Origin of the sequence: Halalkalibacter kiskunsagensis, from assembly GCF_037027555.1 — a bacterium.
Classification (GTDB): Bacteria; Bacillota; Bacilli; order Bacillales; family Bacillaceae_D; genus Halalkalibacter; species Halalkalibacter kiskunsagensis.
In genome coordinates this window covers 13,462-26,271 of record NZ_JAXBLX010000015.1, presented here as the reverse complement: position 1 = coordinate 26,271, position 12,810 = coordinate 13,462, and the positions used below count along the sequence as shown (strand labels likewise).

Genomic DNA, 12,810 nt, shown 5'->3' with positions numbered 1-12,810 from the left:
TATAGATTAATAAATCTAGTCAGGCACTTACCAGCTTAGAAATTATCTAACTTTCGGTTACGAATGTTCTCATTTACATTAAATGATTTCCTCTTTTTTTGACCTTGAAATTTCATGATATTTTTTTCCAAATCTTTTGGAAGACGAATACTCACAACGACTCCTCCTTCTTGCCTGTTCGAGACTTTGACGCTCGCCTGTTTCCCATAATAGACGTCCAGCCTCTCCTTAACATTAAATATCCCATAACCTCCTGTTTCTATTTTTTCTTTATCTGGATTGCTAAGTGACTGTTGAATGCCTTGGCCATTATCGCTAATCATAAAAATAAAAGATTCTTCATATTCTTTACCAGTAAGATGAATATGGCCATGTCTACTCTCATGAAACCCATGTATGATAGCGTTCTCAACAAATGGTTGAAACGTTAACTTTGGTATGTAACATTCACGTATATGGGGTGGGACATCAATTGTGAAGGTAAGCCGGTCTTCCATCTGAATTCTCTGGATTTGTAGGTAATACTCTAAATACTTTAACTCATCATCAATCGTTAAAATACTCTCCCCTTTTGATAATCCAATTCGAAGCATCTTTCCTAACAACTCTAACATACGGCTCATCTCTTCATCTCCACGTTCAATCGCACTCCAATTTAGCTGGTCAAGTGTATTGTATAGGAAGTGGGGATTAATATTTGCCTGCAATGCTTTCATCTCGGCTTCACGCTGACGTTGGTGCTGCTCTATTAATGACTCATAGAGCCTCTCACTACGATTCATTAACTCTCGATATCCATTAAAAAGCAGTCCAAATTCGTTTTTATAATCAAAAGGCAATTCATTTGATACATTTTTTTGTGGGAATTTAGACAATACTCTAGTCAAATAATTGATTGGTTCCGTAAATTTCTTTGTAAGGAACCAAGTAACAACTAATGCAACACCAATCGAAGCTACCCCAATCATCGCTAGAATACTAGCCATTAATTTACTTGCTTTGGTCAGTTCCTCGTAAGATGTAATTTCAACTAATGTCCAGTTAGACCTAGGGATAGATGAAGCTACAACAATATGTTCTCCTTCACGTAGATCTTGCTGCCTAATGCCGCCTCTTTGCCCCTGCAAATCAAAGACAGTTTCTTTCACATGGTAGAAAAGCTCTTCAGTTAATGGCAAAGAACTAGAACTAGCAATAATGGACGCATTGACATCAAGAAGCAATAAATTCGATTTGTTTACCTCTCTATTTAGCCACTCTTCTATGACAGAAGAGTGAAGATTAAGCAACAACACAGCCTCTATGTCTCCTCTTGGAGAGTAGATATTCCTCCCCAAACTAATAACACTTTCATTTTGATTGGTCATTGCAACCTTTCGTTCACCGAGCCAAGCCGTTGTTGTATTCTCTAAATGGTTCACCCACTTCTTTGAATTAATATTTTCCATGGAGTAATAGAAAATAGGGTAATGATAAAAATTAGTAGGAGGATTATTCATATAAACCTCAAAGGAGTGAAAGTCGGGAAAACTAAAAACCATGTTTGAAAAGTCCCTCGATAATGAAGAAAAAAGATTTCTTCGAATAAATGGGTCGTCACTTCCAGTTATAGCCTTTCTAAATACTTCTTGACGAGAGATACCAACTGAAATCTCATTATAATTACTTAATTTATTGCTAAGCTCCTCGCTTACTAACATGAGATTCTCTTTTTGATATTCCGTTGTAGTTGATAAAATCTCTCTAACTGAAAAATGGTAAGAGGTCAAAATAACCACTAAGAAAACAAGAATCATAAAGACAAAAAAGCTACAAAAAAATATGTTTCTAATTCTATATCGTTTGAAAACACTCATGACTGCTTCCCCAATTCCCTTTCAGGTAGAGTTCCAAATAAAAGAATAAGAACCTCTTCTAAAAGATTTATGGCGTCGAAATATTGGTTTGAAACTCATGCCTATAATTTGTTTCACTATCTTTAACTTTTGCAATTTTATTAAACATTTTTAAACTTATATACATGATGATAAAAGCAGGAAAGCTCATACAATAAAAAACCATTACAACTGGAAGTGAACTATAAACAAAAGAAATAATAAAAAGACTGAACATAGCCAATACAAAATAATGCAAATTGGCTACCCCGATCGTTAAAGAGTAACGAATATAGTTTCTAATTGACAACTGATAATGACAAAATACCGGAAAAATAAAAACCAAAATAACACAAGTTAGAAAAGCGACACCTATTAGAATAATTTTAGGGAATATGGAGCTACCCATTAACATCATTGAAGCCCCGCTTAGATAAAGAATAATAATACTAAATAAAATAAGGAGTCCTAAAGTATTTGCATGCATAAATTCTTTTCGGTACGTCTGAATAAACGTCCTGACTATCGGCACATCTTCTCCTCTAGACAAAAGCATCTTGCGGATCACTGTAAATGTAGCTGCGGTTGCTGGAGCCCATCCGAAAATCCCTAATCCTACTAATGTGAAAACAACCCATAGCATATTTATAAATACCAGACGCATTATCCACTCAAACACACTGAATAATCCATCTACAGTGCTACGAATAAACATAATTCCACCACCTTCCTCATTGTAACTCTACTAAAGTTCATTTGTGAAAGCCCCTCACTAAAAAAAGTGAACTAAACTTCAGCAGAGAGGCCCAAAAACAACCTCTCTACTTTTTCCCTTATTTATTATTTCAACCCAGTCGTCGCAATTCCTTGTACTAAATATTTTTGGAAGAATAAAAATAAAATAAATTGAGGTAACAATGATAAGGATGACATAGCTAGTAATGGTCCCCATGCAGTTGCATCACTTGAATCTAGAAAGTTCGCTAATGCTAGTGCGACTGTATAGAGCTCAGGCCTATTCAAATAGATTAATGCAGAGAAAAAGTCATCCCAACTCCACATAAATGAGAAAATCGCTACAGTAACAAGCGCTGGCTTGGTCAAAGGTAAAATAATTCTCCAAAAGATTCCATACGTACTGCACCCGTCGATGACAGCTGCTTCATCTAATTCTTTTGGTATCCCACGTATAAATTGAATCATTAAGAAAATAAAAAATGGTACCCCCCCGATAAACGCTGGAACAATTAAAGGATAAAACGTATTAACCCATCCTAAATAATGAAACATTATATATTGTGGAATAAGGGTCACCTGCATAGGTAACATAACGGTTGCCAACAAACAAGCAAATAATATCTTCTTGAATTTGAAATCTAGTCTGGCAAACCCAAAAGCTACTAGTGAAGCTGAGAATAATGAACCAATGACAACCAATCCTGATACGATCACGGAATTAGTAAAGAAAACACTAAAATCAACTCTCCCGAAACCTTCCCATCCTCGAATATAGTTTTCCCATTGTAGAATAGAAGGAATTAAAGATGCTGCGTTTTGAAAAATTTCCGATTCAGGCTTAAGTGAACTAGCAATCATCCATAAAATCGGATAAATCATTACAAATCCAAATAATAAAACAAATGTATGATATAGTATGCTATTTACTTTCGTATGTTTATTCATCATTACTTGTCACCCCCAGACTCATAATAGACCCAGGATTTAGAAGTTTTAAAGATGATCGCTGTAAAAATAGCGATTACGATGAGCAACACCCAAGCCATAGCCGAAGCATAGCCCATTTGAAAATTTTGAAATGCTCTTTCATAAAGATAAAGAGCAAAAAACAGAGTTCGATCAAGTGGACCACCACTCGTAATTAAAAATGCTTGCGTAAACGTTAAAAATCCACCGATTGTTTGCATTACTAAATTAAAGAAGATAACTGGCGTCAGCATAGGGAGTGTAATTTTAAAGAATTTCGACAACATACTGGCTCCATCAACTGAAGCAGCCTCATATAAATCGTTTGGAATTTGTCTTAATCCAGCTAAAAAGATAATCATTGGTGAGCCAAATTGCCAGACGACCAATAGAATAATAACCCATAAAGCATGGTCTGGACTTGCAATCCAGTTTTTTGTAGATACACCTAGGAATGCTAACACATCATTTACTGCACCTTGTGAACCGAAAAATTGGCGCCACATAACTGCAACAGCGACACTGCCACCAATGATGGAAGGTATGTAATAGATCGTTGTATAGATACCTGAGCCACGGTGCCCAGTGTTAAATAACATCGCCACAAACAGCGCAAAAATCAATTTTAATGGTACAGAAACGAAAACAAATATTAACGTTACCTTCATAGATGTCCAAAAACGAGAATCATTTGTAAACATATGGATGTAATTTTGAAGACCTATCCAGTCTGGACTTGATAACATATCATAATTCGTAAAAGACAAATACAATGAAGCCAGCATAGGACCAAGCACAAAGCCTATAAAGCCAAGTAGCCACGGGGAAATAAAAGAATAAGCGACTAGATTACGTCTTAAGTTCTTTTTCTTTTGAAAGTCTGATTGAATGGGAGTAGAAGTTTTTACCTCAGTCCTAATTGACATTCTTATCTTACACCTCCTACTAAAATTAGGGTGACTCTAATCAAATTTGCTTACCCGATCACAATTTTTAGGCGCTTTTACACTCGCTCAATTCCTTGTGTTCTAAACAATGGGTTAAGATTTACCAGAAATCTAGTTGCATTTGAATGAGTCACCCACTACAATACATCTCGATCTTTGTTTAGTTACCTAAAATTTGTTCTACCCCTTCTCTAAACTCTTGTGCAAATTCTTCAACAGTAATGACACCATATTCTAACTCTTCCAACTTTCGATCAAAGAGTCCATTTATTTCACTCAATCCTGCTGGTTCTGGTGCATGAATCTCAGAAGAATTTTCTTGTACTAATTCAATATAGTCAAACTGCATTTGTTCATACTCACTCAATTGAGGGTACAAGTGTTCACGTACTGCTTCTGAAATTGGCACACCACGTTCAGCTGCTAAAATATCATTCGCTTCTAAACTATTTGTTATAAAGTCAATAAATTCCGCTGCAGCTTCTTGTTGTTGTGACTGTGACGTAATAGAGAAAAACTGACTCGGTTTTAAGAAATGGGCATCCGTTTTTCCAGGCATTGATGGGAAAAGAGCCATTTCAAGTGGACGATCAGCAGCTCTTTGCAACCCAACAATTTGATTGCTATGGAACATTAACACTGGAGAACGTCCGTGAACGATTAATTCATCTTCGAGCCCTTGAATTTCGCTTGTAATATCAGGACCCGCAGATACTTCTTCTCTTAAAAGGTCATTCCACATTGAAAAGTAATCGATAAAATATTGATCATCATCATAACCTAAACCTGTATTATCTTCGTTATAAAGCCATAAATCATGCTGTCTTAAATAGTGCTTGAATCCATGTAAATCAGAAAGTGACTGGACATAGACATCATCTCCTAATTTCTCCTTAAGCGCGCGAGAAGTACTTAAATAATCATCCCAAGAATAACCAGGTTCAAGGACAGGAACTCCTGCTTCTTCAAACATCGCTGGATCATAAGCGATTGCTAGTGAATTAGCCCCCAAATTAATAGCATATAAATCATCGTCAATTCTTCCACCAGTTAGATAAAGTTCATCAACGTCGTCAAGATTTAAATGACCAGACTCAACAAGTGGTCCTAAGTCTTCTAATAATCCACGTGACACATACTCATTTAAATATTGTAAGTCCATTTGAAACACATCAGGAAGATTTTGGCCAGCAGCTTGAGTGGCTAGTCTTTCCCAGTAACCATCCCACCCTGTAAATTCAGGAGTAACGACTATATTAGGATTTTGTTCTTCAAATAACTCAATTGCCTCTAATGTACGATCATGCCGTGTTTGTGATCCCCACCATGCAACCCGAAGTTCAATTTGTCCTTCTTCAAGTTCAACTTCTGTATTGCTGTCAGGATCTGGATCATTTACTGCGTTAGGTCCTCCGCTAGTACCAGACGAACAAGCGGTTAATGCAAGTAAAACAAACATTACCAAGAACAAAAAAACTCTTTTTCCACTTTTAATCATTTACCTCATCCCCCTATTATTCCTATCTAGCAATCACTACTTTGTAATCGCTTACATACAGTTTACTAGCTTACTTTCTTATTGAATAGTAGAAAAATGTTAAATAACTTTAGAAAAACAACAATTTATTTTATATTCATACTTTTTTGCCAAAGGAAAGCGTTTTAATCGACTTATAACGACAATAACCACCAATTTCCTATATCTTTATTCTGTGTTTTTTTGACAAAAGGGATGTTTTATTGTGTATCTGAAAATTATATGTTTCTTATCGTTTTTATTAAATAAATAGAGAAAGTATATTTAAATACTATAGTTTCAAAAAAAAAAAACAAAAACACCGCAAATGCGATGTTTTTGTTTTTCACCTTAGCTTAGGAGACTCTTCCGAACACAACATTTGATATAAAGAATTCTTTGTCATGTTGATTTCCTCGCCACACTTTGCCCAGTTTATACCTAATTCATGAGGCAATTTCCAATCCTCATAGCATTGCTTTAACACTTCACTTATGTTATGTACCCAGAAAAGTCGTTCCGCTCGGTCGTATCTTATTTCCGCTTTAGGAATCGTTACAATGGAAGATGATTGTTGGACCCCACTAATACATAACGTTTGGGCACTTGCTACTTCTAAGTTGCATGGAATATTGTTCATTCTATCCTGTATTGTTTCTAGTATGCTATCTATTTTATCAAATTCATGATCAAATGGTGATCCATAATCGATCATGCTTCCATCTCGGTGAATAGCCTGAATCGTCGCTTTCTCTCCTTCTTTTTTGAACCAATTTTGATGACCAGAAAACCTTACGACTGCGTCTTCAAATTCATATTCAAAAACGGGACCATACGCTTCAGATAAAGGAATGGTGTGTGATGCAAGAAAAAGAATTTCCACGCCATGATCAGTAAAAGCTCGAATTGCTGACGTATCATAATTTTCAATTTCATTTGCTCGGTACGTTTCGGCAATAACGGTCTTTGGGAGGGAGCTTACGTTCATCGATTCCCCAACTATATAAAACATATTTTGTAAAAAATGTGTTGTTGCATTGGCTGCGACGCTGTCAAGTACCCATCTCCCAGATTGATCCTTTACTTTCCCAGCCCAACTCCTGGCATAATAATCTTTATTTCGTGGCCATAACACAAGCGACTTTAGACGAATTGGCTTTCCAAACTTGCCGTCTACTATATCTTTTTTGAGATTTTGGATAGCGTGAGAATAGGCCCACTGGTATCCTATGGCTACTTCAAGATTGTATTTATTCCTATATTCAATCATTTTTTCTACTTCATCTGTTGTGGCTGCAATAGGCTTTTCACACAGAACATGACTTCCATTGCTGAGGGCCAAACATGTTTGCTCACAATGAAACTGAATTGGTGAAGCAATATTAACTAAATCTGCCTTGCCGACACGATAAAATGACTCCAAAGTTGTAAAATATGGGACATCGAAGCGTTGCAACGCCCTCAAAGTTTCCCCCTCAGGAGGAAAAGGATTTACCACACCAACAATACGCACTTTTCCTTGTTCAGCTCTTTCTAGAAATGCATCTAAATGTCTTGCAGCATACCCTTGAATCCCTACTAGTACAACATCAACCATCGATTCACCCCTCACTACCTAAAGCTCAAGTTAAACATGCTCCAAATAACGTTCTTTCATCAATGCTAAAACTTCATCACCTGGTGTATCCCAAATCTCTTGATTAAATATTTCCACTTCGATTGGTCCTTTATAGCCTGTTTTTTCAACCGCTTCTCTAATTCTCCTTAACTCGATTACTCCATCCCCCATCATTCCTCTTCCCATTAGCATATCAGGAGTTGGAACAATCCAATCTGAAACATGAAATCCTAAAATGCGCCCTTTTGCTCGCTCAATTTGATTATACAAGTCGTGATCCCACCATACATGAAACACATCTACAACGACACCTACTTGGTTTGGCTGAAACTTTTGTGCTAACGTTACCGCTTCACCCAAAGAAACAATAACTGAACGTTCAGCCGCATACATAGGATGGAGTGGTTCGATTCCCAGCTTCACACCTCTTTCCTCTGCATATGGAACAAGATGCTGGATTCCTTCTTCTACCATTTTTCGGCCTTCTGCAATATCTTTCCCAGCAGCAGGACCACACACAAGAACTAGAACTTCTGCCCCGAGTTCTGCAGCTTCATCAACAGCACGTTTATTATCATCAAGCGCTTCTTGACGCAACTTTGGTGTTGATTGTGGAAACATACCTCCACGACAAATACTTGAGATTTGAATCCCAGAATTTTGAATGATTCGCTTGCTTTCTTTAAGGCCAATTTCAGCAATTTTGTGCCGCCAAAGAGCGATCCATGGAAGTTCCGCTCTTACACATCCCTCTACTGCTTCTTGCAAGCTCCACTGGTTTGTTGTAATTTGATTTAGGCTAAGGCGTTCAATGGAAGTTAACTGCGACATTCGACAATCCTCCTACTCTACTTTCACTCTTATTTTCTACTAATTAGTGTTTCTAGATTACGAACTTATCCCCGCTAATTCCAACGTTAATTTCATCCGCTTAACAGCCAAATCAGGATTTACGAGCAATCCTGCCTCGTTTGCCATCACAAAAAGATCTGATAAATGAACAATCGACCTTGCCCCTTCAGCGCCAGCAATCATTCGAAAATGATTTTGATGCCCATTTAAGTATGCCATAAAGACAATTCCTGTTTTGTAGGCATACGTTGGCCTTTGAAAAATATGTCTTGATAGCGGAACCGTTTTTTCTAAAAGTACGTCATATTGGTTCATGTTTCCTGAATCTAGCGCATGAAGTGCAGCTGCTGCTGCTGGAGCAATTGCATCAAAAATTCCAAGCAATGCATTACTATAACCATGTTCATCTCCACGAATTAACGTAGGGTAGTTAAAATCATCTCCAGTGTACATCCGTACCCTTTTTGGAAGCAAACGACGCATTTTCACTTCCTTATCGGCATCTAATAGAGAGATTTTAATTCCATCTACTTTATCAGCATATTCGTTAATAATTCCAAGACATACATCCATTGCAGCATCTACATCTTTATGTCCCCAATAACCTTCTAAAGCAGGGTCAAACATATCACCTAGCCAATGTAAAATTACTGGCTGTGACACTTGGCTTAGAATTTTCCCATACACCCTTTGGTAATCTTCTGGACCTTTTGCGCATGCAGCCAAAGCTCTGCTTGCCATCAAAATAATTTGCCCGCCTTGGGCTTCAACAAATTCACATTGTTCCGCGTAAGCTGCCTCAACATCAGCTAATGTTACATCTGGACTAGGTATTTGATGATCTGTTCCTGCACCACATGCTATGCCACCACCGACAGCTTTGGCCTCACTTACCGACCGCTTTATTAACTCCTTAGCTTGACGAAAGCTAAGGCCCATCCCTCTTTGTGCTGTGTCCATTGCTTCTGCTACTGAAAAACCAAGTGACCATAAATGCCGTCTATAGGCAAGTGTACTTTCCCAATCGATTGTAGCATTTTGAAGAGGATCGACAGTGGTCAATGGATCGCAAACGACATGAGCTGCTGCAAAAGCGATTCGATTCTGAAACGGACCAGTCGGAACTTCAATTGGATTTACATCTTGGAATTTATATTTATATAGTGAACCATCTTCACGTGGTAACTTTACGATGCGATCCATCATGCTTACCTCCTACCATATTTAGTTCTGGAACATCAATCCACCTACGTTCTCTCCAAGATTGCATACCCAAATCAGATAGTTGAGTTCCTTTAGCTCCTTCTAGTAAGTCCCATGGAAATGGATCATCATTTACCACATGCTTTAGAAAATCTTCCCACTGAACTTTGAAAGCGTTATCGAAAACTTGATTAGCAGGCACTTCCTCCCACTGTTCTTTAAAGTTAAACGGATTTTCAATATCAGGATTCCATGTTGGTTTAGGCGTGTTAATACGATGTTGTGTCTTACAATCTCGTAACCCAGCAACCGCACTACCGTTTGTGCCATCTACTTGAATCGTAAGCAAGTCTTCTCTATTCACTCGTACAGCCCATGAAGAATTACATTGGACAACGATACCATTTTCTAATTCGAATGTTGCGTATGCTGCATCATCTGCCGTGCATGTATACGTGTTCCCCTCTTCATCTACACGCTCTGGAATATGGGTCGTTCCTAAGCAAGAAACAGACTTCACATTTCCAAAAAGGTTATCCAAGACATAACGCCAATGGGCAAACATATCAACAATCATTCCACCACTATCTTCTTTTCGATAATTCCAAGATGGACGCTGGCCTGGCTGCCAATCTCCTTCAAATACCCAATAACCAAATTCCATTCGTACAGACAGGATTTCTCCAAAGAAACCTGAATCGATCACGCGTTTTAATTTAAGCAAACCTGGAAGAAATAACTTATCTTGGACAACCCCGTTTTTCACTCCCGCTTGACGAGCCAAGTGAGCTAACTCTAGCGATCCCTCTAAATCAGTAGCTGTCGGTTTTTCGCAATAAATATGTTTGCCCGCAGAAATAGCCTTTTTAATACTCTCTGCTCTTCGATCTGTTGTTTGTGAATCAAAGTAGATTTGATAATGAGAGTCTTCCAAACACGTGTCAAGGTCGGTACTCCATTTAGTAAGACCATGTTGCTCAGCAAGTTTTTGTAGTTTATTTTCATTACGTCCAATTAATATCGGATCAGGCATAATCACATCTTCATTCGGAAGAGTAACGCCCCCTTGTTCCCTGATTGCGATAATCGAACGAATAAGATGTTGATTCGTTCCCATTCGACCTGTAACTCCATTCATAATAATCCCTACTTGATGTACTGTCATTTTTTATTGCCCCTCTCCTAAGTGAATTCTATTCATACCCACATTTTAATGAATACTGCTTCGACTGTCTTATGAATCTAGGAAATGTATTCTCAATTTCGGAACTATATATTGAAATGATGCATTAGAAACGATATGATTTATATGAAAACGATACTCACTCAAAATTTTGAGAGAAGGGTTGGCCAGGATCGTGACATTTCGTCCAATTCAATTACCTAGTTACGGTATTTTCCTTTTTGAAAATAAACATAAAGAAAACGATGTGATTCACGAACATCATCACCCTGTTCACCAAATTCTCTATGTCCTTGAGGGACAAGGTCAGATAATCGTTGATGGAAAGTCTCACGACGTTTTACAAGATCATACAGTTGTTCTTGCTCCTTATTCAAAGCATTCGATCATTTCTGACTCAAGTTTAACGATGCTCGTCCTTGCTTTTGATGAAAATGTTCATGACTCAGCTATTCAGAATGAATTAATACATGGATTTTTCAAAAAGTCTTTTTTTCTTATTCCAAATCCAATTGTCAGTAGTGAGTTAAGGCAATTGCTACGGAAAATGCTTTTTGAACAATCGAATCACTCGACGATACAAGGCTCAGCTATGAAAATATATTTGTTGCAGCTTCTCCTAATGATCGGACGATCTCAAGAAACTCCACAGCACACAGATACAAATAGCATACGTGCCGAACGAGTCAAGCAATTTATCGAAACGTTGTATTTTGAGCCTCTTACAGTTGAGAGTATTTCTTCTCGAATGGGAATTAGTACCCGTTATCTTAATTCAATCTTTAAGGACCAATATCAACTTACACCTATGCAGTATTTAACTGAAGTTAGAATAAAGCATGCGAAAAAACTACTCGAAGAATCAGATAAAGAAATTGTCACAATTTGCTTTGAAGTTGGTTATGAAACACTGTCAACCTTTTACCGTACGTTTAAAAAAATCGTGAATGTGTCTCCCAATCAATATCGACAATTACATATTTCTACAAACTAAAACAGACTGCACGGTATATCCTAAACAGTCTGTTTTACTCTTTTATAAAAGTTACCTGATCACTAATTGCTTAATATATTCAATGTTCTGCTTCAAAGATTCTATTGCACCAAATGTGCCACTAAAATCTTCCATGCCAATATAGCCTTCATAGCCAACAGCTTGTAAATCCTTAACTACTTGCTTCCAATCTACTACTCCCTTTTCAACGGCTACCCAAGAAGCATCCCATATTACGCTGCTGTCTTCTCGTTGCCCATTCGTTTCCCATTTAGCATTCTTCATATGAACATGAGCCAAATATGGTCCTAATAACTCTAATCCCATTCTATGGTTCTCATAACCTTCAAAAACCATATTTCCCGGATCATATAACACCCCAATATATTCAGGGTTTAATTGATCTACTAGCCGATGTGCAAGTGATGCACTTGGAGTAATCGTCTTATGGTGAGTTTCTACCAAACCTTTTATTTGATATTGCTGGCACATTTCCTCTACTTCATGTAAGTAACGCCTTGCTCGCTTAAATAAATGATTATAATTTTCACTTCGATCATACGTTGGTACTCCTACGCGCATCATTGTTGCCCCAAGCTCTTGTGCAACCTTCAAGACTTTTTCTGTTTCTGCTAGATCCTCGCATGATAAATATGGATTTACACTTATTGTTTCAAGTTGAAGCTCCTTTGTTTTGGACCGAACTTGTTCCAATTGCGATTTTCGGCTAGATGGTGAGATCGTACACAAATTATTCCCCCAAAAGCTTGGTTCTTGTTGTTTTAATTGTTCTGGAGTCTCTTTACATCTCCACTCAACACCGTCATACCCGAACTCCTTTAATGAAACAAGTAATTCCTCAGGAGTTAGCTCTGGTACCATTACCGTAAAAACTGAAAATTTCATTTTATCACTTCTT

Annotated in this window: 11 protein-coding genes; 1 reads left to right on the top strand and 10 read right to left on the bottom strand. The window is 37.6% G+C overall.

Annotated features, from left to right (window positions below):
* Positions 1–35: 35 nt before the first annotated feature.
* The 9 genes from SLH51_RS10450 to SLH51_RS10410 all read right to left on the bottom strand — a co-directional run bounded on the left by SLH51_RS10450 (position 36) and on the right by SLH51_RS10410 (position 10,879).
* Entirely contained in the window at positions 36–1,856 is a 1,821-nt protein-coding gene (locus SLH51_RS10450) for a sensor histidine kinase (RefSeq protein ID WP_335961208.1), read from the bottom strand.
* 67 nt (positions 1,857–1,923) lie between these two features.
* Positions 1,924–2,589: a YesL family protein gene (locus tag SLH51_RS10445; protein WP_335961207.1), complete on the bottom strand. Its 666-nt coding sequence runs from the start codon at positions 2,587–2,589 to the stop codon at positions 1,924–1,926.
* A gap of 125 nt (positions 2,590–2,714) precedes the next feature.
* Positions 2,715–3,560 (bottom strand): carbohydrate ABC transporter permease, encoded by an 846-nt coding sequence (locus SLH51_RS10440; protein ID WP_335961206.1) that lies wholly within the window; start codon positions 3,558–3,560, stop codon positions 2,715–2,717.
* Complete coding sequence (locus tag SLH51_RS10435) at positions 3,560–4,504, bottom strand: carbohydrate ABC transporter permease (protein ID WP_335961205.1); 945 nt, start codon at positions 4,502–4,504, stop codon at positions 3,560–3,562. Before SLH51_RS10435 ends, SLH51_RS10440 begins: the two co-directional genes overlap by 1 nt.
* Positions 4,505–4,685: 181 nt before the next feature.
* Complete coding sequence (locus SLH51_RS10430) at positions 4,686–6,023, bottom strand: ABC transporter substrate-binding protein (RefSeq protein ID WP_335961204.1); 1,338 nt, start codon at positions 6,021–6,023, stop codon at positions 4,686–4,688.
* Positions 6,024–6,387: 364 nt separating this feature from the next.
* Positions 6,388–7,638 (bottom strand): Gfo/Idh/MocA family protein, encoded by a 1,251-nt coding sequence (locus SLH51_RS10425; RefSeq protein ID WP_335961203.1) that lies wholly within the window; start codon positions 7,636–7,638, stop codon positions 6,388–6,390.
* Between the two features lie 30 nt (positions 7,639–7,668).
* Positions 7,669–8,490: a sugar phosphate isomerase/epimerase family protein gene (locus tag SLH51_RS10420; RefSeq protein ID WP_335961202.1), complete on the bottom strand. Its 822-nt coding sequence runs from the start codon at positions 8,488–8,490 to the stop codon at positions 7,669–7,671.
* Positions 8,491–8,547: 57 nt separating this feature from the next.
* On the bottom strand, positions 8,548–9,714 hold the full coding sequence (locus tag SLH51_RS10415; RefSeq protein ID WP_335961294.1) for a dihydrodipicolinate synthase family protein: 1,167 nt from the start codon (positions 9,712–9,714) through the stop codon (positions 8,548–8,550).
* Positions 9,686–10,879: a Gfo/Idh/MocA family protein gene (locus tag SLH51_RS10410; RefSeq protein WP_335961201.1), complete on the bottom strand. Its 1,194-nt coding sequence runs from the start codon at positions 10,877–10,879 to the stop codon at positions 9,686–9,688. The genes SLH51_RS10415 and SLH51_RS10410 overlap by 29 nt, the downstream gene beginning before the upstream one ends.
* Before the next feature lie 193 nt (positions 10,880–11,072).
* Here SLH51_RS10410 and SLH51_RS10405 point away from each other — a divergent pair, with 193 nt between their 5' ends.
* Complete coding sequence (locus SLH51_RS10405; RefSeq protein ID WP_335961200.1) at positions 11,073–11,891, top strand: helix-turn-helix transcriptional regulator; 819 nt, start codon at positions 11,073–11,075, stop codon at positions 11,889–11,891.
* A 51-nt stretch (positions 11,892–11,942) separates the two neighbouring features.
* Here SLH51_RS10405 and SLH51_RS10400 read toward each other — a convergent pair whose 3' ends face one another.
* A complete protein-coding gene (locus SLH51_RS10400; protein ID WP_335961199.1) occupies positions 11,943–12,797 on the bottom strand; it encodes a sugar phosphate isomerase/epimerase family protein in 855 nt (284 codons plus the stop codon).
* Positions 12,798–12,810 lie beyond the last annotated feature (13 nt).